Origin of the sequence: Photobacterium sp. CCB-ST2H9 (assembly GCF_023151555.2) — a bacterium.
GTDB lineage: Bacteria > Pseudomonadota > Gammaproteobacteria > Enterobacterales > Vibrionaceae > Photobacterium.
Window position 1 is genome coordinate 2,814,342 of record NZ_CP100425.1, and the last position, 21,838, is coordinate 2,836,179.

The window sequence follows — 21,838 nt, forward strand, 5'->3', positions numbered from 1 at the left end:
ACCGTTGTGTCAATTGGGCAAGCCGGAAAGATGGCCCTACACTCGAAGATATCAATCCCTGAAGGTGTACACAGATGATGAAAGAAAGACGCCAGTTTATCCGCATTGTGTATCAGGCTCCGGCGACGCTGCGGCAGGGGGACTTCCAATGGAATACCACCCTGAAAGATATCTCGCTGCATGGCATCCTGCTTTCCCGTCCCGACGGTTGGCAACCCGGGGGCGATCCGGCCTTTCAGGTTGATGTCGTCCTGCCGCAGACCGATGTCCACCTCACGATGCTCGCAGAGCTGGTCGATCAGAACAACCACAGTCTGCGGATGAAAATCGTCAATATCGATATCGACAGCATTTCCCATCTGCGTCGCCTGATCGAGCTCAATCTCGGCGATGATGCACTGCTCCACCGCGAGCTGGAGCATCTCGCTGATCTGGCTGAAGATGAGTAGCCGCTAACCGGCGACCCGTTCAAAAGCCCCAAGGGCTTCCTGCAAATCTTCAACCGGGATAATTTCAATCCCCGGTAAAGATCGGCTTGCATTGGCTTTGGGGATAATCGCCCGGGTAAAACCCTGCTTCGCCGCTTCCCGGATCCGCTCAACGCCATTGGCAGAAGGACGGATATCCCCGTTCAGGCCAATTTCACCGAACACCAGAACATCCTGCGGAATCGGTGCATTCTTGAAGCTGGAAAAAATCGCCAGCAGCACCGAGAGATCTGCAGACGTTTCTTCAATCCGGATCCCGCCGACACAGTTCACGAAGATATCCATATCCGACAGCATCACCCCGCCGTGACGGGCCAGCACCGCAATCGACATCGCCAGCCGGTTGGAATCGTAGCCCACGCTCAGGCGTCGCGGTACTTCGGTCAGTGACTGGTTACACAGCGCCTGAATTTCCACCAGCAACGGCCGGGTACCTTCCCACAGCGTGGTACAGACTGAACCAGCGTGGTTTTTGTTGGAGCGGCTGAGGAAGATGGCCGACGGGTTCTTCACCTGCTTCATGCCGGTTTCCGTCATGGCGAAGAAACAGGACTCTGAGTCTGCTCCGAATCGGTTTTTCGACGTTCGCAGCACCCGGAATTTTTCATCAGAGGTCGACGACAGGGCGAACAGGCCGTCCACAATATGGATCAGCTGCATCGGACCGGCGACATTCGAATCTTTGTTGATATGGCCGACAATCATGAAGGTCACGCCTTCCGTCTTGGCAAACCGGGTCAGTGCCGCTGCCGACTCTTTGACCTGACTCGGACTGCCCGCAGCCGAATCATTGTGTGCCACAGTCATGGTCTGAATCGAGTCGATAATGACAAACTCGGCTTTCTGCTCCTGGATATGGTGCAGGATCTGTTCAACCGAGGTTTCAGCAACCACCTGAATCTTATCGATATTGGGCGTCCCCAGGCGCTTGGCCCGCTGGGAGATCTGATGAATAGACTCTTCACCGGAGACATACAGCGCCTCACGCGAGCCCGCCACAGACCCGATACTTTGCAGCAGCAAAGTGGACTTACCCGCGCCCGGATCACCACACAACAGCAGGACTGAGCCAGGCACAATACCGCCGCCCAGTACCCGGTCCAGTTCAGAGATCCCGGAACTGAAACGCGGCAGATCTTTGCTCTCAACCTCAGACAGTTTCTGGACCTTGGTCGTAGCTCCGGCATAACTGCTGGCGGTACCGCCACCGACGCTGCCCAGCGCAGACTTGGTCTTGGGGATCGTAAATTCTGTAATGGTGTTCCAGGCCGCACAGGCATTGCACTGCCCCTGCCAGCGAGGAAAATCAGCGCCGCATTCACTGCAGACGTATGCTCTTTTGGTTTTCGCCATTGTAACCCTTCAGTGACCCAAGCCTGTGGCCTGCCAAACCGTGCGGCAGCAGGTGAATAAAATGACGAATAAACAGCCAGGATATGCGCCAGGCCAGACTTTCCGTCCACAAGCTTATGACAATTTTCATTTTTACTGCACAATTGGAAATCATACCCGATTGAGACCAAATGCTAAAACCACTATGTTGCTGGACGAATACAAAGGACTGATTGAACAATTGCTGCCTGCTTATGACAGCGAGGATTTCAACGACTTATTTCTGCACCTGACCGCAGACTTAAGTGGCCCGGCCCGCCTGCAGGTCAAAATGGAGCTGAACCGAGTGATGGCCCCCTGCCGTCAGGCGATTGATCTGCGTGGCAAAGTCAACGGCGAATGCCGTCCGTACGAGCTGCATGGCATGACCCACTGGCTGGATGATGTGGCGATGAACGTGTACCGCCGACGCATCAAAGCTTATGGCGATCAGTACCGGGTCGGCCTGTATGAGTCGCTGATGAACACCCGCAATAACTTCCGGGTCATGCAGCAACAGCAGCAACAAAAGCCACAGGAGCCGCAACCCGCGGAGAAAGAAGCGCCGGTTGCAGAAGAAGTCTCGCCATTTTCGGCAGAGCTGCTGCGTTTTGGCTACCATCTCAGCCGCAGTGAGCAACGGGTCCAGCTCACCACCCCGGTCGTATTGATGCTGCCCTATTCGCAGGAGGTCAACGGGACCACGGCCGATATCTCGCCATCGGGTGCACGTTTTCGGGTATCGTCTGCTTTCCGTTACTTTGAAGGGCAAATGATCACGGCTTATTTCCCCGAACTGGCCAAACAGTTAAAGGACGAACGCCTGATTCAGGGGATCACATACCGGGTACTGGGCGTCACACCGCATGCAGACAATGACAGTTTCACCTGGCTGCGTCTGGTGCTGGTCGAACCGAGTGAAGCCATCAAGGCTGCCATCGAAGCCCGCCTGCAGATGGCCTCGAACCGCTCACGCCGCAATTATGAAGATAAAATCATTCAGACCCGGACCCGGGGCTACGAGCACTGTTTTCTGAAACATACCAGCAGCATCCCGATGTTTTTTGCCGGCAGTGAACTGAAATACTGCCTGCTGACCGAACATAACCGCCATGTCTGGGAACACTGGCATGACGAACGCAATCAGTCGGTGATCAACCATCTGTTGTCTGAAGAGCGGATCAGCACGCTGGGCAGAGAAGGACTCAGCCAGTGCAGCACCCTGATCTACAGCTTTACCCATCAGCATGAAGAGAAAACTTATTTTTATTCGGCTGCACTGCCGGAGATGGGCGTCGAGGAACGGCAACTGTTCTGGCATATCGGTGCGGCCCGGGAAAGCTGGCGTGTGGTCCGCCTGACGCTGTATCCGATCAGCCAGGAAGACCGGAATCAGTTACAGGAAATTGCCCCGGAACTGCTGGAAACCCTGTCGACTCTGACCCATATCGGTGTCTTGCAGGATCTGACGAATCTGGCCGGACGGCATGATTACCGCCTGACCGAAAAACCGGCTTTGCCGAGCAAACACCTGCAGACATTTCGCCACCCGCGCAATCCGGTGTCCGGGACCCGGGCAATCTACTTCGACCCGAAACCACAGCGCAGCGAATCCCGCTTCCTGTTCAAAACGCCGGTTACGCTTCAGCTACCGGCTGAATCGGGTCAGGAAAATGTTGTCGTTAATGGCCATACCGTCGATATTTCCACGCGGGGACTGAATCTGCGTCTTGCAGAGCCCCTGGAAGCCAAACGCGGCGATCAGGTCAAAGTGACTTTTGATGAGCTGCTGCAAATGGCCAAAGAGGCACCGCTGCGGCGTATCCCTTATCAGGTGGTTCGCCTCAGCCCGGATCGGCGCAATGTTCAGTTCGAGTCCGGTAACGGTGAAGATGTCACCCGCAGTGAACACTTCCTGCGCCGCCTGATCAAACACAATGAAGCGCGTCTGCCGGTCAGCGAGGAAATCATGCCGGCCGGTCCACTGTTGCTGGCAATGCACCAGATGCTGCTGACCCGCCTGAACTGCCTGCCATTTTTCTGCGAGAAAATCGACAATCAGGTCAAGGTAAGGGCAATGGGCTCCAACAAACCGCTGCCAACACTGGGTAAACTGTTACTCCAGCATGGTGAAGGAAAACGGGTCTCGCTGGCCCCTATCTTTCAGAACCGGGTCAAGCAACTGCTGAGCGAACCGATGCGTCCTGTGGCCGTCAGCCAGCCTTATGTCCGTGAACTGTATCTGGCGATTTTGCCCCAGTCGGGTGCCCAGCCCAAAATGATCAGCAAACTCTTCGATGATTTCCCGACCGGTGAAAGTCGCCGCCGATTTGCACAACAGGCCCGCGAACAGGGACATTTCCTTGCCATCCGGATCGCTGCCGTGCCGGTGATGGACCCGACCACGGCGCTGATCAGCCGGGAGCTGGCCGAACTGTCCCGGGTCGCGATGCACCGGGCCCGCTCACTGGAGATAGAGTTTACGTCACTGACAGGATTCGGCGAATTTTACGACATTACCGATGAGGTCTTACTGCGGCTGGGACTGTAACGATTTCCTTTCAGGGATTCGTTCGATGATCCCCTGAGAGCAACGTGTAGCATGACAATTGTCATTCCCGCACAAGCGGGAATGACGGGGTGATTGAGATGGCAACCTCAGCGACTGATTCCGGTTGACTTACCAGCCAATCTTCTGAGGCCACAGCGAAGCAGACAGCAGACAAAGCACGCCGCCTAAATCGGCATAACGGACCGCAGCCGGTGCCGTGGCCTGAACTTTCGGCTTGGCATGATAGGCAATGCCCAATCCGGCCGCAGCCATCATCTTCAGATCGTTGGCACCATCACCGACAGCGACAGTATTGTGTGCTGCAATGCCGTATTCTTCGGCCAGCTCACGCAAAATATCAGCTTTTGTCTGTGCATCCACCACTTTCCCCAGCACCTTACCGGTCAGCTGACCGTCGATAATTTCCAGCTGATTGGACTGGGTATAACTCAGGGCCAGCGTTTCTTGCAGATAGCCCGAGAAATAAGTAAAACCGCCTGAGGCAATGGCCGTCTTCCAGCCATAGTGATGCAGCGCATCCACCAGTTCCCGCATTTCCGGCATCAGCGGGAGTTTCTGGCGGACCTGCTCCAGAATCTCCGCACTGGCGCCTTCCAGCGTCGCAACCCGCTGGCGCAGGCTCTGTTCAAAATCAAGCTCTCCCTGCATGGCTCGTTCGGTCACTTCAGCAACCTGCTCACCAACCCCGGCCAGTTTGGCAATCTCATCGATACACTCAATCTCAATCGCCGTTGAGTCCATATCAAACACCGCCAGCCCCGGCTGAGACAAATCCGGCAGGGACTGGTACGGAGCATAATCGATTTCATGCGCTTCCAGAGACTCGGTCAGGCGCTCAGTCAGCGGGTTTGCCAGCAAAAGTACCTCGTAGGGGCCGACTTTCCAGGCCGCAATCACCGACAACGGTTCACCGCTCTGGGAAGCAATGCGATCGAGACGTTCCGGGGTCAGGGGCTGGCGACTGTAGATCACAGCCGAGACGTTTTTCACATCCAGGTTGCTGCTGGCAACACTCTCAGGAAAGCGGGTATGCAGCGAAGTATGTTTCTTAATGGTCAGCACGGTATATCACATCCATGTAAAAGCGTTTTCATCTCCCTTCAAAGTACCCTATTGCAATTTGTCAGGGCAAGTCCCAATATTGTTCAGTTAGTTTCATGAAAGAAGTCCCCACTATGTTTAAGTTCAAAACTGTACGCATGCAACGTATCTGGCAGTTTCTGGTATTGGCCCTCAGTTTCGTCGGCCTGATCACCATGCTGGAGTATGGTGCCCGGCTGAATCAGAACAACTTCGACATGCTGAGTGAACAAACCCAGTCTCTGTCCCGCATTATTGCCCGACAGGCGGCCAGCACGGCTTCCGATGATATTCTCGACAAAGATCAGGACCGGCTGCAGGCGCTGGTGAACCGAATTTCCGATGAACCTCTGATTCTGGATGCCAGTGTTTACGATCTGGAAGGCTCGCCGCTGGCACAGACTGAAGACGCGATGCCACTGGAACAAATCTCCGGTCTGACAACCCCTCTCTCAACTGCAAGCATTGGCCGCCAGCAAATTGTCCAGCCGGTACTGACAGATGATGGTCAGATTGTCGGCTATCTGCGTCTGACGCTGGAGCACGGCAAGCTGGTTCAGCATGCGGCGGATCAGATCGAAAGCATGACCAATACCGTCCGCGGACTGGTGATTGCCGCGCTCTTCATCGGCTTTGTACTGGCCTATACCTTCGGCCGCCGCAAAGACGTCTGGCACTTCCCGTTCCTGCTGACCGCCAATGCGAAGGACTGAAGGGCCGATCTCCGGCTGCGATAGCAATCGGCTTCCTGCACCGTCAGGCACTCAAAGAATCAAGCCATAAAAAAAGACGACCGGTGGGTCGTCTTTGACTTGGTTGGGGCCAAAGCCCCGTGCGCGTCCGCCCTGACCGGGCAGAAATCGTTTATGCGTCCTTGATTTAAGCGTCCTTGCCTTAAACGTCTTTGGCTTAAGCCTCTTTGTCACCCAGCAGCACAGATTCCAGGGCAATTTCCATCATTTCGAGGAAAGTGGTCTGGCGCTCTTCTGAAGTCGTCGCCTCACCCCGCAGGATATGGTCAGACACAGTACAGATGGTCAGGGCTTTGGCACCGAACTCAGCAGCGACACCGTAAATCCCGGCCGCTTCCATTTCCACACCCAAGATGCCGTACTTATCCATGGTCTTGAAGAAGTCAAAATCCGGGTTATAGAAAAGATCTGCAGAGAACAGGTTACCGACTTTCACTTCGATACCCTTGGCTTTCGCGGCTTCCACCGCATTCTGAACCATGCCGTAATCTGCAATCGCCGCAAAATCATGGCCGCCGAAACGAATCCGGTTGACTTTTGAGTCGGTCGAAGCACCCATGCCGATCACTACATCACGCAGATGTACGTCATCACGCACGGCACCACAGCTGCCAACACGGATGATTTTCTTGACGCCATAGTCTTTAACCAGCTCCGTGGCGTAAATAGAACAGGACGGAATGCCCATACCATGGCCCATTACGGAGATTCTGCGGCCTTTGTAAGTCCCGGTGAAACCGTACATGTTGCGGACATTACAGACTTCTTTGACATCTTCCAGGAAAGTTTCGGCAATGAACTTGGCACGCAGCGGGTCACCCGGCATCAGGACGACATCTGCAAAATCACCCATTTCGGCATTAATATGTGGAGTAGCCATCTGTTCGCTCCTTCTTCTATTTGGATTGCCTCACCCCATCCGGGGCGAGGCCAGTTGCGCATTCAGCGTCAAACATTACCGCGCTATCATACGGTTACAGGAAAGACTGACCGAAATCCATGGCCGAGATACCGAAGTAGCTCGCCAGACTCTGACCGATATCGGCAAACGTCTCGCGACGCCCCAGAGAACCGGCCGGGATTTTCGGACCACTCACCAGCACAGGAATGTGCTCACGGGTATGATCAGTGCCCGGCCAGGTTGGATCGCAGCCGTGGTCAGCGGTAATTACCAGTACATCATCTTCTTTAAGCTGGGACAGCAGCTCAGGCAGACGACGGTCGAAGTATTCCAGCGCGGCAGCATAACCGGCGACATCGCGACGGTGGCCGTAGGCCGAATCGAAATCAACGAAGTTGGTAAATACAATGGTGTTATCACCGGCTTTCTCCACTTGTGCCAGCGTAGCATCAAACAGCGCTTCCAGGCCGGTCGCTTTGACTTTCTGGGTGATCCCGCAGTGCGCATAGATATCAGCAATCTTACCGACAGACACCACCTCACCCTGCTTCTCTTCCACCAGCTTCTGCAACACGGTTGCTGAAGGCGGTTCAACCGACAGGTCACGGCGGTTTCCGGTCCGCTCAAACTGACCTTTCTCCGGACCGATGAACGGACGGGCGATCACGCGGCCGATGTTGTAATCTTCCAGCTCTTCACGCACGATTTCGCAAAGTTTCAGCAGATTATCCAGGCCATACGTCTCTTCATGACAGGCAATCTGGAACACGGAATCCGCAGAGGTATAGAAAATCGGCTTGCCGGTTTTCATATGCTCTTCACCCAGATCATCCAGCACTTGTGTACCGGATGCATGGCAATTACCCAGGTAGCCCGGCAGCTGAGCGCGCTCAACGATGCGGTCCAGCAGTTCCTGCGGGAAACTGTTGCTGGTGTCGCGGAAGTAGCCCCACTCAAACAGTACAGGAACACCGGCGATTTCCCAGTGGCCGGACGGTGTATCTTTACCGGACGAGATCTCGGCCGCATGGCCGTAAGCGCCCGTGATTTCTGCCAGCGGATCCAGACCCGCCGGGAACTCACCGCACGACTCTTCCGCCGCCTTACCCAGACCCAGGCGGGTCAGGTTTGGCAGATTCAGCGGACCGCTGCGGTCGGCGTTATCTGCACGGCCTTCCGCACAGGCTTTCGCGATATGGCCCATGGTGTTTGAGCCTACATCGCCGAACTTGACCGCATCTTCCGTTGCGCCCAGGCCAAAGGAATCGAGTACCAGGATAATTGCTCTTTTCATCATTGCTCCAATTTAGACATCTTCAGCACGAATACGACGGTAAACGTCAGGTGTCGCAGCTGGTGCCTGCTCAGTGATTGTAATTGCCTGACGCACGGCATGGGCAGCTTCCTGCCATTGTGCTTCATTACGGGCATGAATGACGGCAAGTGGTGTCTGGCTGTCCACTGTCTGACCCAGGCGGATCATGTCAGTCAGACCCACAGCATAATCAATGCTGTCTGTCGCCACTTTACGGCCACCGCCCATGCTGACGACCGCCATGCCCAGAGCACGGGTGTCCATCGCACCGGCAAAGCCGCTGTTTTGCGCAAACACAGGTTTGATGATCTCTGCGTTTGCCAGGTAATTGTTATAGTTTTCAACAAAATCGGCCGGGCCACCCAGGCCGTGAACCATCTTGCCGAAGCGCTCTGCTGCCGCACCGTTATCCAGTACCGCCTGCAGTTTAGTGCGGGCTTCACGGTCATCTTTGGCCAGCCCTGCATTCAGCAACATGTCGGCACACAACGCCATGGTGACTTCGAACAGACGCGGGTTGCGGTATTCACCGGTCAGGAACTGAACGGCCTCACGCACTTCCACTGCGTTCCCGGCACTGGACGCCAGCACCTGGTTCATGTCCGTCAGCAGCGCTGTGGTCTTGGTACCTGCACCGTTTGCCACGGCAACGATTGATTTCGCCAGTTCTTCTGAAGCTTCGTAGGTCGGCATAAAGGCACCGGAACCCACTTTCACGTCCATCACCAGAGATTCCAGGCCAGCGGCCAGTTTCTTGGACAGAATGGATGCCGTGATCAGCGAAATATTATCAACAGTCGCCGTGATATCCCGGGTCGCATACACGCGTTTGTCGGCCGGTGCCAGATCGCCGGTCTGACCGATAATCGCCACACCGGCATCTTTGGTCACCTGACCGAAAACGTCGTTCGACGGCATGATGTTATAGCCCGGAATAGACTCCAGTTTATCCAGCGTGCCGCCGGTATGACCCAGACCGCGGCCGGAGATCATTGGTACGAAGCCGCCGCATGCAGCAACCATCGGACCAAGCATCAGAGAAGTCACGTCACCCACACCACCGGTGGAGTGTTTGTCGACAATCGGGCCACCGAAATTCATGTGGTCCCAGTTCAGCACCATGCCGGAATCTCGCATCGCACAGGTCAGTGCAACACGCTCGTCCATGGTCATATCGTTGAAGTACACCGCCATTGCAAAAGCTGCAATCTGTCCTTCAGACACTGTGTCTTTGGCGATGCCCTGAATAAAAAAGTTGATTTCGTCTCGGGTCAACGCAATATTATCGCGTTTTTTGCGGATGATTTCCTGAGGTAAGTACATAAGATGCCTCGACGTGGCTGAGGAAAGGCAGAAAGTACTGCGAAAGGAAATAGGATTCCGTCAGCAGTCCAGCCGTCACGGCTCTGCCTGTCCTTATATTTGGCTGTTCCTGTGGCAGCCGGTGCTCAGACCCGCCGCCACAGACCAGTATTCCGTATGGATGAAGTCGTCAGACTCAGTAACCGCCTTCCGCGGCTTTTTCACCTTCACCCAATGTGTGCAGCAGATTTGCCAGCAAGCTGGACGCACCAAAACGGTAGTGCGCGCTGTCGGCCCAGTCTGCACCCAGAATACGATCGGCCATGGCCAGGAACTGCGCTGCATCTTCAGCAGTTCTTACGCCACCCGCAGGCTTAAAGCCTACTTTGTCCTGCACGCCCATGTCTTTGATCACGGTCAGCATAATCTCAGCGGCTTCCGGAGTTGCATTCACAGGCACCTTACCGGTAGAAGTCTTGATGAAGTCAGCACCCGCCTTGATAGAAATTTCTGAAGCCAGACGGATCAGCGCCGGATCTTTGAGTTCACCGGTTTCAATGATCACTTTCAGCAGGATGTCGCCACACGCCGCTTTACACTGTTTCACCAGCTCAAAGCCGACTTCTTCGTTCCCTGCAATCAGAGCACGGTACGGGAAAACCACGTCCACTTCATCAGCGCCGTAAGCCACTGCAGCCTTGGTTTCTGCTACCGCAATCTCAATGTCATCGTTGCCGTGCGGGAAGTTGGTCACTGTGGCAATGCGGACTTCCGGCGTGCCCTGCTCGCGCAGTTGCTTTTTGGCAACCGGGATAAAACGAGGATAGATACAAATTGCCGCAGTATTGCCTACCGGGGTTTTTGCGTTCTTACACAGCTCGATCACTTTGGCATCCGTATCGTCATCGTTCAGTGTGGTCAGATCCATCAGTTTTAACGCACGCAGTGCCGCTGTTTTTAAATCGCTCATGACTTTCTCCAGTCGAAATTGCTCTACCAAGTGTTCTGCTCCGCTGTCCCAGACCCGGCTCCTTTGCCAGCCATTGTAGCCACAGAGAAACAGAAGCGGACTTGATTCCGTGAAGACTCAGGCTAACCTGATTGACATCCTTTTCACCGCGTAAGTGGGTTTCCGAACGCTTTCCGAACGGGTAATCCCCTTACCAGCCATTCAGTTCACAGCCTGATTCACAAAAAAAACATCAGACTGCTTTCATGCAGAATCCATCATTCTGCAACCTTTCGCTGTCATATTACCAAGCCATATTCAGGCGAACCATCATTCAGACGTTTCCCTGCGTGGATAATGTGTTGACCAATTCACCCGGTGGCTGACGGCTTTTCCGCAGGCTGAAATCCTGCGTCTTCACACTCAGGAAAAGAACCGTTCGATGATCCACTGATACAGCTGACCGCCCACATAGACGCCAACAATGCCCATGACGCCTGATAATACTGGCGGTGCCGGAATCGGCAGTTTCAGTGCTGAAAATAACAAACCAACGATGACACCAGCGAGTAAAGCGAATACAACTTCATTCATGGCCTGCTCCAGTCCGGTGGCAGCCGCTGACACCGCGACAGCCGGAAAACACTCACAGAGTGTAGACCGCAGGCAACGAAGTGTCCTTTTTCCCGGTTGACCTCAGGAGACATGCTTCGCAAGGGTATAGCATGCGCGTCAGGGCAAGAGGAAAAAAGGCCGCAGAACCGCTTTTTGCTATTTTTTACCAGAAAAGATTCAGATAGTTACTGAATTTGTTGGAAAGGCGAAAAACTGTCCATCTGTCTGACAGACAAATAAAAACGCCACAGCAAACATACTGTGGCGTTTTTGTGCCTAATTAGATTCTGTTCGTCTTACAGTGACAGGAACAGACCTGCAATCGTTGCAGACATCAGGTTAGACAGGGTACCCGCGGCAACGGCTTTCATACCGAAGCGAGCGATGTCGTGACGACGGCTTGGAGCCAGACCGCCCAGACCACCCAGCAGGATTGCAATTGAGGACAGGTTTGCGAAACCACACAGTGCGAAGGAGATGATTGCACGTGTCTTCTCAGACATTGCAGCACCTGTTTCAGCAATCACCATGCCGCCATCAGCTACATCTTTCAGGTAAGGTGTGAAGTTCAGGTAAGCAACAAACTCGTTCACAACCAGTTTCTGACCGATGAAAGAACCGGCAACTTCAGCTTCGTTCCATGGCACACCAATCAGGAAGGCCAGTGGCTTGAAGACATAACCCAGGATCAGTTCCAGAGTCAGCTCAGGCATACCGAACCAGCCACCGATACCACCCAGCATACCGTTGATCAGCGCGATCAGACCGATGAAGGCCAGCAGCATCGCACCTACGTTCAGTGCCAGTTGCATACCGGAAGACGCACCCGCTGCAGCCGCATCAATTACGTTTGCAGGTTTGTCATCGTGGCTGTCATCGTCGCCGCCCATTTGCTCAACAGGCTTCTCAGTTTCAGGCTTGATGATTTTCGCAAACAGCAGACCACCAGGAGCCGCCATGAAGGATGCCGCGATCAGATATTCCAGAGGAACACCCATCGATGCGTAACCTGCCAGTACACCACCCGCAACAGATGCCAGACCACCACACATGACCGCAAACAGCTCAGACTGAGTCATTTTAGGTACAAACGGACGCACAACCAGTGGTGCTTCAGTCTGACCTACGAAAATGTTTGCTGTTGCAGACATAGATTCGGCACGAGAGGTACCCAGAGCTTTTTGCAGTGCGCCACCCAGAATGTTGATGACAAACTGCATCACACCCAGATAGTACAGCACGCTGATCAGCGCAGAGAAGAAAACGATAACAGGCAGTACTTTCAGTGCGAAGACGAAACCGCCGCCACCGAAGACTTCAAACATCTTGCCTGATACCAGGCCGCCGAACAGGAAAGAAATACCCTGATCACCGTAACCAATCACATTGGCAACAGCTTGCGATACACCATACAGCGCATCACGGCCTACCGGTACATACAGAACGAATGCACCAAAGAAAAATTGGATGGCAAACGCGCCCCCAACAGTACGTACGTTAATAGCTTTGCGGTTATCAGACAGCAGCACGGCTACCAGCAGCAGCACAACCATCCCAACCAGGCTCATAAACAGGCTCATGGTTTATGGCATCCCTATAGTTAAAATTTGGCGTCTCGACAATTCGGCTCACAAGGAGTCGGGCGCATTATACGCATGGCAACTATCAGCATGTAATGCACACGTCACACTTTGGTTGGCAACCGAGTGAAAGTTGAACATCAAGTGTGATAGCAGTCACACTCAAGTTCCACTTGATGCACAATAAAAAGCCAAATAAACGTCAGAATCTTCAAATTTGAGAAGGCAATGCAAACAAGACTTCTGCATTTTTGTTAGTGGCCTGTGTTAACTGGGCTACTGACTCTGATCTCAGTTCCGTCAGAGCGTTCAAAACCTGCACGACTCTGTCCGGACGGTTCGGCTCTCCCTGGAAACCAGCCGGTGGCATATCCGGCGCGTCAGTTTCCAGCAACAATGCATCAAGAGGCAACTGAGCTATTGTAGTGCGAGTTTTGTTTGCTCTGCGATAGGTGATCGTACCACCGACACCAATTTTGATACCTAGATCAAGAAGTTGAGTCGCTTGCTGCAAACTGCCACTGAAAGCGTGATAAACCCCTCCCCGAACCGGCGGACAGGATTTCAGACACTTCAGCAATTCAGGGAAAGCCTTCCGGCAATGAAGAATCACGGGCAGGTTAAACTGATTGGACAGGGAAAGCTGTGCTGAAAGCCAGTCGGTTTGCTGGCGACGGTCCGCATCCGGAATGGCGAAATCGAGCCCGCATTCGCCCACCGCAACACAACACGGGTCATTCCGGGCCTGTTCAAGCGCCTGTTCCAGCCGTGCCAGCGTCTGTGGTCCGTGCTCCTCTGCAAAGAACGGATGCATCCCCAGGGCATAGGACAGCGCCGGTGCCGTCGGCCCGCCGGTATGACACAGATTTCTGACCTGCTGCCAGTTCCGCTCCCCGACCGACGGAATCACGATATGGCTGACACCGGCCTGCCGGGCCAAATCGAGATAGTAGTCGGAATTGTCCGCAAAGGGCGGGAAATCAAAATGGCAGTGGCTGTCAATCAGTTGCACGCGGCTCACCGTTGTCTCGGGCCTGGCTCTGGCAGGTTTTCAACCGGGCTGCCCGCTGCGCAGGATGACGGGCATCATCTTCATCATAGCGGACCGGCGCACAACAGCGACGGTTTTCCGGAATCAATCCCATGCGCTCACACCAGGCGTCGTACCGTGCAAGCCAGCTTCGAATGACGTTCAGCATTTGTATGGACTCAAAAAAGAAGAGAGCCTGATTATTTCAGGCTTGCCGAATGAAAGAAACGGCTCCCGCATATTTTCGGGACTCAAAGCACCGGCGCGGAAACACAGTATTACATCCATCACAGTGCGATAAATTTTTCGCGATTCACCCCAAGTTTTCTGGCATTTCACATATAAAACTGCCGTTTATGATACTAAGCATCATAAAACTCATAAAAACGACTTCAGAATGAAAAAGCTCAGTTCCATACTTTTATGTCTTTCGCTGGCAGCATGCGGCGGTGGCGGAGATACAAAAAATGACGGCCAGAATGCAAGCGGGGCAAACTTGCCCCTGGATCCGATCAATGCCGCGGTGAAACTGGGCGATCCCAGACTCCTGCCCAGCGACAGTGCTGCACTGGAACAACGCATCGCAACCATCATCAGTAAGGAACATTCCAGTCTGGCTTCGCTACAGAGCCAGATTTTTGGCCAGAATACGATCCAGTACGATCCCGGCAGAAACTCCCGCTATTTCAGCCTGAAGCATCTGACCAGTGCGAAAGAACTGATCACGGGAAATCAGGGCTATCCCCTGGTTACCCTGAGAGATGCCAAAGAGCGACGCAGCGTGGCCTTTGGCACCAATATCCTGCGTGAGCTGGATGCCGGTTCCCACGGCGATTTTGCATCGAACATGCAAAAAATCATCGACTGGCTGCTGGTCCCCGCACTGAGCACGGGCCGCTCCGACCTCAAAGTGTCGTTTACGCTGCTCAGCAGCAGTCACTTTAATCAGTCCAAAAACTGGCTGCAAAGCCGCTACCCAAACCTGACGTTTACCCTGTGTGAAGATGAAGCTCAGCTGTCTGACTGCCTGTCACAAGCCGATCTGATCATCACCGGGACCAGCGGTTCGTTCAGCGAGCACAGTGTAACCACTGCACTGGATGCAGCAGCAGCCCGCAAGCGCGCCATGCTCTATGTGCACACCAACAGCTGGAACTCAACGCCACTGACCAATCCGGTTCTGAGCTACTTTGGCGTACAGACGCAAGCCGTCGGCGGTGCCGGCAATTATTTTATCCAGGATAAAGCCAGCTGGTCGTCAGCCGCAGAGATGCGGGACCAGACCGGCTCTCTATCCGGCATTGAAACACTGATTACCCGTCTCCGGGACAACAGCTTCAGCTTCCATATTGCAGATTGCGAAGATGACAATAACAGCTGCGACAATCTTCCGGCCTTCGGTACCGAGTTTCTGACACCGGCAGAATCACTGCGTGCCATTGTTCGCAATGTTGATGAATCCGCGACCGACATCTTCACATTGCCGGATGATTACACGCTGGAAAAACACCTGATCCTGCTTGCAGATCAATACCGGAAAAACGTCCGTTTCCCGATGTCAAAAAACAGCACCCCGACACTGACGTTTTTGAGAAGCTACTTTGCCGACCATCTGGTGTATAACACGCGTCAGATCAATCCGGTCCAGCCGGATCTGGGGAATTTCAGCCGCACCGATTTCAGCCATGTCTCCCCGGCAGAGCAAACCGTCACGCTGACCAGCCGGACTCCGTGGCGTGCCGCCGGGGTTTATGCCCTGCCGGGCCAGACCCTGACCGTCACCCGGACCGACCCTCACAGCGACGTGGCCGCCCGGATTTTTATCAATACCCAGCGTGCGACCGCCACCAAGCCGATGGCACCGAATGACGGCTACAACCGGCCGAAATTCCTGCAGTCACATCCGGTCACCATCCAGGCCGGCGAGACCATCCACCTGACATCACCTTATGGCGGTCCGGTTCAGGTTGGTTTTACAGACAAAGGGACCGAGATGACCTTTGCATTTCGTCAGATTGGCCAGCATCCGTACTGGAAACCGGGTGAGAATGATGCTGCCTTCATCACGGCGGTGAACAACAACGCCTACGACTGGGCCGAAGTCGCGACCGAGCATTTTGAGATCCACTCACGAAACAGCCGGATGCAAACCACGCTGTCTGAAAACAGCCGCTGGGATACACCGGGAGAAATGGCCACATTCATCCAGACTTATCACCACAGCGCTCTCCGGGCACTCGCGGGCTATCATGGCGAGAACATTACGCCGATCAGTGAAGTGGATTCTTTTGCTGCTGCCCATACCCTGAATATTCCTGAATGGGATCAGGTTCAGCATATGAATGCCGACCAGCCCACCTGCGGCTACGGCTGCTCGGGTAACCCCTATGATGCCGGCTGGGCATTCAGCGTGCTGGGCCATGGTGACCTGCATGAGGTCGGACACAACGTTGAAAGCGGACGCTTCAAATTCAACGGCTTTGAAGGCCATGCCACCACCAACTTCTATTCCTATTATGCGAAATCTCTGGCAACCGTTAATGAGCCGGGCTATGAGCACCAGTGCCAGTCTCTGCCTTTCGACACCATTCTGGCCGATATCCAGCAAAGTCAGCTGGAAGCCGATCCGGCTGCCTATATGGCGGGACGGGGATACAGCAGCTGGAGTCAGGGCGCGGCACTGGTGGTCGAAATGATGATGCATGCACAGGACAAAGGCGCCCTGAGCAATGGCTGGCACCTGATCCCTCGCCTGCACCTGCTGGACAAAGCGTTTTCGGATGCCGACAACGATGATGCCAGCTGGGATGCAGCAAAAGCATCACTGGGGTTCTCAACGTACAGCCGTGCTGAAGCGGGGACGCTGAGCAATAACGACTGGCTGCTGATTGCTGCCAGTTATGCGACGGGTCTCGACTACCGGCCGTATCTGGATTTGCTGGGCCTGAGCTACAGCAGCAAAGCCGGCAGTCAGGTGGCCGCATTTGGCAATACGGCCGTCGACAAGGCGTTCTTCAAGCCAGCTTCGAACAGCGCCTATTGTGACAGTCTGAACCAGCCCAAGACCTTCTTCTGAGGCCGGATTCACCCATAAAAAAAGCCCCTGAGATCAGGGGCTTTTTTTGTTTCAGTGCAGCGTGCTGTTTCACGACTGTACTTTATCTGTTCTGCGAATCAGTGCTCACGGGTCGCACGGAAGTCAACTTCCGGGAAGCGCTCTTTCGCCAGGTTGAGGTTCACCATGGTTGGGGCGATGTAAGTGAGATTGTCTCCACCGTCCAGTGCCAGGTTCACTTCATTCTTGCGACGGAATTCATCGAATTTCTTCGCATCATCGCATTCCACCCAGCGGGCCGTCGCAACGTTCACACCTTCGTAAATCGCTTCGACGTTGTACTCAGATTTCAGACGGGCCACAACCACGTCGAACTGCAGCACACCGACTGCACCCACAATCAGATCATTGTTCTGCAGCGGACGGAACACCTGGACGGCGCCTTCTTCCGACAACTGAACCAGGCCTTTCAGCAGTTGCTTCTGCTTCAGCGGATCTTTCAGGCGGATACGACGGAACAATTCCGGCGCAAAGTTCGGGATCCCGGAGAACTTCAGGCTTTCACCCTGCGTAAAGGTATCACCAATCTGGATCGTCCCGTGGTTGTGCAGACCGATGATGTCACCGGCATAGGCATTTTCCGCGCGGGCACGGTCACCGGCCATAAAGGTCACAGCATCCGAAATGCTGACATTTTTGCCGGTCCGGACATGGTTCATCTTCATGCCCTGCGTGTAAGTTCCCGAAACGACACGCATGAAGGCAATCCGGTCACGGTGTTTCGGATCCATGTTCGCCTGAATCTTAAACACGAAACCAGAGAATTTCTCTTCTTCCGCTTCGACCTGACGCTCATTCGCCTGACGCGGCAGCGGCGCAGGCGCCCATTCGGTCAGGCCGTCCAGCATGTGGTCGACCCCGAAGTTACCCAACGCGGTCCCGAAGAAGACCGGTGTCAGTTCACCTTTCAGGAACAGTTCACGATCAAACTCGTGTGATGCGCCCAGCACCAGTTCCAGTTCATCACGCAGCTGCCCGGCCAGATCTTCACCCACAGCCGCATCCAGCTCCGGGTTATCCAGACCTTTGACAATCCGTACTTCCTGAATGGTGTGACCCTGACCGGTTGCGTACAGAATCGTTTCGTCACGGTGGATGTGGTAAACACCCTTGAACTCTTTACCACAGCCAATCGGCCAGCTCACCGGCGCACAGGCAATGTTCAGCTCACTTTCCACTTCATCCATCAGTTCCATCGGATCACGGATGTCGCGGTCAAGTTTGTTCATGAAAGTAACAATCGGTGTATCACGCAGACGGGTCACTTCCATCAGCTTACGGGTCCGGTCCTCAACACCTTTCGCCGCATCGATGACCATCAGACAGGAGTCCACCGCCGTCAGCGTACGATAGGTATCTTCCGAGAAATCTTCGTGTCCCGGGGTATCGAGCAGGTTTACCAGACAGTCATTGTACGGGAACTGCATCACGGAGGTCGTTACCGAGATACCACGCTCTTTTTCCATCTCCATCCAGTCGGACTTGGCATGCTGATTTGAGCCGCGGCCTTTGACCGTACCGGCACGCTGCAAAGCGTTTCCGAACAGCAGAACTTTTTCTGTAATCGTGGTTTTACCCGCATCCGGGTGAGAAATGATGGCAAACGTGCGGCGTTTACCCACTTCAGTTAAAAAAGACATATTCAGTGCAGATCCAGTTATCGAATAAAGTCAGCCCAGGCAGGCCAGCATTCTGGCCCAGGCGCCCGGTATTCCAGTTGAGTTTGACCCGGTTCAGTCCGGGTGTTGGCTGATTAACCTGTGGTTACATCCTGGCCTCTGTTCGCTCTTCTGTGCCGTTTCGGCGATGGGAATGACTCTGTACCAGGCCATCACAAGATGCCCGGGGGATTAAGATGGCGGAATTATACGCAAAGTCAGCGCAAAGAAACAGTCACTCGCAGCCAAAGCTGCGAGCATTCTTTTGAACTGCCGCGGTGGGTACGCTCTGCGGCAGTTCACAACCGGCAGCCAGACCCGGTTCAGACAATCGGCAGGACCTGTATGCCGCGATTCAGAGCAGCAGAAACCTGAACGGTTTCACTCAGCAGCAAATACTGCAGCGGCCTTGTTCAGTACCTTCACCAGAGGCTGAGGCAGACTGTCCATATCCAGACTGTCGAGCAGATTTTTCACCGCCAGTCCCAGTTCGGTATCCCCTTCCATCTTCAGCCGGCGCTGAAAGAACAGGGTATCCGGATCCACCTTGCGGGCCGCGATACGCAACAGATCCCGGCTGGCTGCCCGCATCACCGCGTCGGGTTCCATCACGGCGGGCTGCACAGCCAAACGTTGATTGACCAGAGACACAGTAAATTGCCAGTCGATATCGGCCACAACGATGGTCACCGTTCGTCCGACCAGAAAGTCCAGCTCGCCTTCTTCAATTGCCTCGTGGAACACTTTGGCGAGCCCCAGCTCAATCACCGTCTGATGCACAAAAAAAGGCGTCAGCCGGCAATGCAGACGAAGCAGTCTCGGGGCCATCTCTTGAAGCCGTGAAAATTTTGGGGAATACACCGTGCTGTCCTCTTCTTTTGGTTGTATTGCCGTCATCCTAGGCCAACAGCAGTCACCGCTTCCTGCGATAAATCAATATTTTCACCCGCCCCGCCCGTCCTCGATCAAAAGCCAGTTCTGAAAAACACCGCAAAACCTGAGTCATATCAACACGGCCGTCCGTCAGCTCAATAAGATGTCGGACAGCATTTTATGAACCATCAGGAGCATTCACATGGAGCTGCTCTGCCCGGCAGGAAATCTGCCCGCACTCAAAACCGCCATCGACAATGGTGCCGATGCTGTCTACATCGGTTTTAAAGACGACACCAATGCCCGGCATTTTGCCGGTCTGAACTTTGAGGGTAAGCGTCTGGAACAAGCGGCAGACTACGTCCGCAAACACGGGCGAAAGCTGCACATTGCCCTCAACACCTTCGCTCACCCGGACGGTTTTGGCCGCTGGCAGCAGGCGGTCGACAAAGCCGCCGCCCTGGGCGTTGATGCTCTGATCGTCGCCGACATTGCCGTACTCGATTACGCGGCTCGTCGCTACCCGGATCTCGAACTGCACTTATCGGTTCAGGGATCGGCCACCAACACGGAAGCCATTCGCTTTTACCGCGATAATTTCAACGTGAAGCGGGTCGTTCTGCCCCGGGTTCTGTCAATTCATCAGGTCAGGCAACTGGCGCGCAATACCGATGCCGAACTGGAAGTCTTCGCTTTCGGCAGTCTCTGCATCATGGCGGAGGGGCGCTGCTATCTATCGTCCTATCTTACGGGCGAATCGCCCAATACCGTCGGTGCCTGCTCGCCAGCCAAGTTTGTCCGCTGGCAGGAAACGCCGCAGGGGCTGGAGTCACGGCTCAACGGCATATTGATCGACCGCTATCAGGACCACGAAAAAGCCGGTTATCCCACCTTGTGTAAGGGACGATTTGAAACCTGCGTCGATGGGCAGTCTCAGCGTTCCCATGTGTTGGAGTCCCCCACCAGCCTCAATACTCTGAGCCTGTTGCCGGAGCTGTTTGCCGCCGGGATTGCTTCGGTCAAAATTGAAGGCCGTCAGCGCAGTCAGGCCTATGTCGCTGAAGTCACCCGCACCTGGCGTCAGGCCATCGACAGTTACCGGGCCAGCCCGGAAGCCTATCAGGTCCGGCCTGCATGGGAAAAGGCCCTGAGCGACCTGTCCGAAGGGTCACAAACCACACTGGGCGCGTATCAGCGACAGTGGCAATAACAGGAGAACTGCAATGAAATATTCACTGGGGCCACTGTTATATTTCTGGCCGAAAACCGATGTTGCACAGTTCTATGAAGCCGCCTGTACCAGCGCGGCTGACATTGTCTATCTGGGCGAAACCGTCTGTGCCAAACGGCGGGAAATGAAAGTCCGGGACTGGCTGGAATTGGCCAGAATGCTGGCGGCTGCGGGCAAGGAAGTCGTCCTGTCCACCCAGGCACTGCTTGAAGCGCCAAGTGAAGTCAGTGTGCTGAAAAAATACATCGATAATGGTGAATTCAGCATTGAAGCCAACGATGTCTCGGCCATTCATCTTGCCCGGCAACACAAAGTGCCTTTTGTCGTCGGACCGGCGGTCAATTGCTACAACGCGCAGACGATTGCGCTGTTTCTGAAGCAGGGCATGTTCCGATGGTGTATGCCTGTGGAATTGTCACGGGAATGGCTGACCCATGTGCAGCAAGACTGCGACGCACAAGGCATCTGGGGACAGTTTGAGACCGAAGTCTTCAGCTATGGCTACCTGCCGCTCGCCTACTCTGCCCGTTGCTTTACGGCCCGGGCCGAAGGCCGGGGTAAAGATGAATGCGAAACCTGCTGTATTCATTATCCGGAGGGACTGGCCGCGAACAGTCAGGAAGGACAGCGTCTGTTTACCCTCAACGGCATTCAGACCCAGTCCGGTTACTGCTACAACCTGATCAATGATTTGCCCGGGATGCAGGGCCTGGTTGATGTGGTCCGGATCAGTCCGCTCGCCACCGACACCCTGGATACACTGGCTGAATTCAAAGCGTCTGAGCTGACCTCAGGGCGACACCCGATGGCAGACCGGATTCAGTGTAACGGTTACTGGCACCGGCTGTCCGGGCTGGATACCCGGACGGTCTGAAACCGGATTACTCAGCTCTGCTTCGCACAATACCCTATGTTGGCAGCAGGGGATTGTGCAGCAGAAGCATCCGGGATCGCCCATAAAAAAAGCTGCCCCGGTTCAGGGGCAGCTTCAATCAGGATGGAATCG

At 54.5% G+C, this 21,838-nt stretch carries 18 protein-coding genes; 6 read left to right on the plus strand and 12 right to left on the minus strand.

Features of this window, described 5'->3' with window-relative positions; all coding sequences use genetic code 11:
• Positions 1 to 77: 77 nt before the first annotated feature.
• The gene (locus L4174_RS12985; RefSeq protein ID WP_248141712.1) at positions 78 to 449 is read left to right on the plus strand and encodes a PilZ domain-containing protein; all 372 of its coding nucleotides are present in this window, start codon (positions 78 to 80) and stop codon (positions 447 to 449) included.
• Positions 450 to 452: 3 nt separating this feature from the next.
• Here the strand turns inward: L4174_RS12985 and radA are convergent, their stop codons facing one another.
• Positions 453 to 1,841 (minus strand): DNA repair protein RadA, encoded by a 1,389-nt coding sequence (gene radA / locus L4174_RS12990; RefSeq protein WP_248141293.1) that lies wholly within the window; start codon positions 1,839 to 1,841, stop codon positions 453 to 455.
• A 61-nt stretch (positions 1,842 to 1,902) separates the two neighbouring features.
• Between radA and L4174_RS12995 the strand changes: the two genes are divergently transcribed.
• The gene (locus L4174_RS12995) at positions 1,903 to 4,410 is read left to right on the plus strand and encodes a PilZ domain-containing protein (protein ID WP_248141294.1); all 2,508 of its coding nucleotides are present in this window, start codon (positions 1,903 to 1,905) and stop codon (positions 4,408 to 4,410) included.
• Positions 4,411 to 4,539: 129 nt separating this feature from the next.
• Here L4174_RS12995 and serB read toward each other — a convergent pair whose 3' ends face one another.
• A complete protein-coding gene (gene serB, locus L4174_RS13000) occupies positions 4,540 to 5,493 on the minus strand; it encodes a phosphoserine phosphatase (RefSeq protein WP_248141295.1) in 954 nt (317 codons plus the stop codon).
• A 113-nt stretch (positions 5,494 to 5,606) separates the two neighbouring features.
• On the opposite strand from serB, the gene L4174_RS13005 reads away from it, so the two are divergent.
• Complete coding sequence (locus tag L4174_RS13005) at positions 5,607 to 6,224, plus strand: YtjB family periplasmic protein (protein ID WP_248141296.1); 618 nt, start codon at positions 5,607 to 5,609, stop codon at positions 6,222 to 6,224.
• A 196-nt stretch (positions 6,225 to 6,420) separates the two neighbouring features.
• Here L4174_RS13005 and deoD read toward each other — a convergent pair whose 3' ends face one another.
• From deoD to L4174_RS13045, 8 genes are all read right to left on the minus strand, one after another.
• The gene (deoD, locus tag L4174_RS13010) at positions 6,421 to 7,143 is read right to left on the minus strand and encodes a purine-nucleoside phosphorylase (protein WP_248141297.1); all 723 of its coding nucleotides are present in this window, start codon (positions 7,141 to 7,143) and stop codon (positions 6,421 to 6,423) included.
• 94 nt (positions 7,144 to 7,237) lie between these two features.
• Entirely contained in the window at positions 7,238 to 8,458 is a 1,221-nt protein-coding gene (locus L4174_RS13015) for a phosphopentomutase (RefSeq protein WP_248141713.1), read from the minus strand.
• 12 nt (positions 8,459 to 8,470) lie between these two features.
• On the minus strand, positions 8,471 to 9,802 hold the full coding sequence (deoA, locus tag L4174_RS13020) for a thymidine phosphorylase (protein WP_248141298.1): 1,332 nt from the start codon (positions 9,800 to 9,802) through the stop codon (positions 8,471 to 8,473).
• 175 nt (positions 9,803 to 9,977) lie between these two features.
• Positions 9,978 to 10,751: a deoxyribose-phosphate aldolase gene (gene deoC, locus L4174_RS13025; RefSeq protein WP_248141299.1), complete on the minus strand. Its 774-nt coding sequence runs from the start codon at positions 10,749 to 10,751 to the stop codon at positions 9,978 to 9,980.
• Between the two features lie 402 nt (positions 10,752 to 11,153).
• Positions 11,154 to 11,324, minus strand: coding sequence for a XapX domain-containing protein (locus tag L4174_RS13030; RefSeq protein ID WP_036751405.1), 171 nt, complete (start codon positions 11,322 to 11,324; stop codon positions 11,154 to 11,156).
• A 317-nt stretch (positions 11,325 to 11,641) separates the two neighbouring features.
• Complete coding sequence (locus L4174_RS13035) at positions 11,642 to 12,925, minus strand: NupC/NupG family nucleoside CNT transporter (RefSeq protein WP_248141300.1); 1,284 nt, start codon at positions 12,923 to 12,925, stop codon at positions 11,642 to 11,644.
• Between the two features lie 211 nt (positions 12,926 to 13,136).
• A complete protein-coding gene (locus L4174_RS13040; protein WP_248141714.1) occupies positions 13,137 to 13,931 on the minus strand; it encodes a TatD family hydrolase in 795 nt (264 codons plus the stop codon).
• Entirely contained in the window at positions 13,924 to 14,124 is a 201-nt protein-coding gene (locus L4174_RS13045; protein WP_248141301.1) for a hypothetical protein, read from the minus strand. The genes L4174_RS13040 and L4174_RS13045 overlap by 8 nt, the downstream gene beginning before the upstream one ends.
• Before the next feature lie 228 nt (positions 14,125 to 14,352).
• On the opposite strand from L4174_RS13045, the gene L4174_RS13050 reads away from it, so the two are divergent.
• Positions 14,353 to 17,031, plus strand: coding sequence for an ImpA family metalloprotease (locus L4174_RS13050; RefSeq protein WP_248141302.1), 2,679 nt, complete (start codon positions 14,353 to 14,355; stop codon positions 17,029 to 17,031).
• A gap of 98 nt (positions 17,032 to 17,129) precedes the next feature.
• Here the strand turns inward: L4174_RS13050 and prfC are convergent, their stop codons facing one another.
• Together prfC and L4174_RS13060 are read right to left on the minus strand one after the other, a co-directional pair.
• Positions 17,130 to 18,710: a peptide chain release factor 3 gene (gene prfC, locus L4174_RS13055; RefSeq protein ID WP_248141303.1), complete on the minus strand. Its 1,581-nt coding sequence runs from the start codon at positions 18,708 to 18,710 to the stop codon at positions 17,130 to 17,132.
• Positions 18,711 to 19,109: 399 nt separating this feature from the next.
• Positions 19,110 to 19,556, minus strand: a complete 447-nt coding sequence (locus L4174_RS13060) for an SCP2 domain-containing protein (RefSeq protein ID WP_248141304.1) — start codon at positions 19,554 to 19,556, stop codon at positions 19,110 to 19,112.
• Positions 19,557 to 19,803: 247 nt separating this feature from the next.
• Here L4174_RS13060 and L4174_RS13065 point away from each other — a divergent pair, with 247 nt between their 5' ends.
• Together L4174_RS13065 and L4174_RS13070 are read left to right on the plus strand one after the other, a co-directional pair.
• Positions 19,804 to 20,811, plus strand: coding sequence for a peptidase U32 family protein (locus L4174_RS13065; protein ID WP_248141305.1), 1,008 nt, complete (start codon positions 19,804 to 19,806; stop codon positions 20,809 to 20,811).
• A gap of 13 nt (positions 20,812 to 20,824) precedes the next feature.
• Positions 20,825 to 21,706: a U32 family peptidase gene (locus tag L4174_RS13070; RefSeq protein WP_248141306.1), complete on the plus strand. Its 882-nt coding sequence runs from the start codon at positions 20,825 to 20,827 to the stop codon at positions 21,704 to 21,706.
• Positions 21,707 to 21,838 lie beyond the last annotated feature (132 nt).

Bases quoted from the DNA above. Each gene is read 5' to 3' on its own strand.
- L4174_RS12985 (WP_248141712.1), top strand. From the start codon at position 78: ATGAAAGAAAGACGCCAGTTTATCCGCATTGTGTATCAGGCTCCGGCG.
- radA (WP_248141293.1), bottom strand. From the start codon at position 1,841: ATGGCGAAAACCAAAAGAGCATACGTCTGCAGTGAATGCGGCGCTGAT.
- L4174_RS12995 (WP_248141294.1), top strand. From the start codon at position 1,903: ATGACGAATAAACAGCCAGGATATGCGCCAGGCCAGACTTTCCGTCCA.
- L4174_RS13005 (WP_248141296.1), top strand. From the start codon at position 5,607: ATGTTTAAGTTCAAAACTGTACGCATGCAACGTATCTGGCAGTTTCTG.
- deoD (WP_248141297.1), bottom strand. From the start codon at position 7,143: ATGGCTACTCCACATATTAATGCCGAAATGGGTGATTTTGCAGATGTC.
- L4174_RS13015 (WP_248141713.1), bottom strand. From the start codon at position 8,458: ATGAAAAGAGCAATTATCCTGGTACTCGATTCCTTTGGCCTGGGCGCA.
- deoA (WP_248141298.1), bottom strand. From the start codon at position 9,802: ATGTACTTACCTCAGGAAATCATCCGCAAAAAACGCGATAATATTGCG.
- deoC (WP_248141299.1), bottom strand. From the start codon at position 10,751: ATGAGCGATTTAAAAACAGCGGCACTGCGTGCGTTAAAACTGATGGAT.
- L4174_RS13030 (WP_036751405.1), bottom strand. From the start codon at position 11,324: ATGAATGAAGTTGTATTCGCTTTACTCGCTGGTGTCATCGTTGGTTTG.
- L4174_RS13035 (WP_248141300.1), bottom strand. From the start codon at position 12,925: ATGAGCCTGTTTATGAGCCTGGTTGGGATGGTTGTGCTGCTGCTGGTA.
- L4174_RS13045 (WP_248141301.1), bottom strand. From the start codon at position 14,124: ATGCTGAACGTCATTCGAAGCTGGCTTGCACGGTACGACGCCTGGTGT.
- L4174_RS13050 (WP_248141302.1), top strand. From the start codon at position 14,353: ATGAAAAAGCTCAGTTCCATACTTTTATGTCTTTCGCTGGCAGCATGC.
- prfC (WP_248141303.1), bottom strand. From the start codon at position 18,710: ATGTCTTTTTTAACTGAAGTGGGTAAACGCCGCACGTTTGCCATCATT.
- L4174_RS13060 (WP_248141304.1), bottom strand. From the start codon at position 19,556: ATGGCCCCGAGACTGCTTCGTCTGCATTGCCGGCTGACGCCTTTTTTT.
- L4174_RS13065 (WP_248141305.1), top strand. From the start codon at position 19,804: ATGGAGCTGCTCTGCCCGGCAGGAAATCTGCCCGCACTCAAAACCGCC.
- L4174_RS13070 (WP_248141306.1), top strand. From the start codon at position 20,825: ATGAAATATTCACTGGGGCCACTGTTATATTTCTGGCCGAAAACCGAT.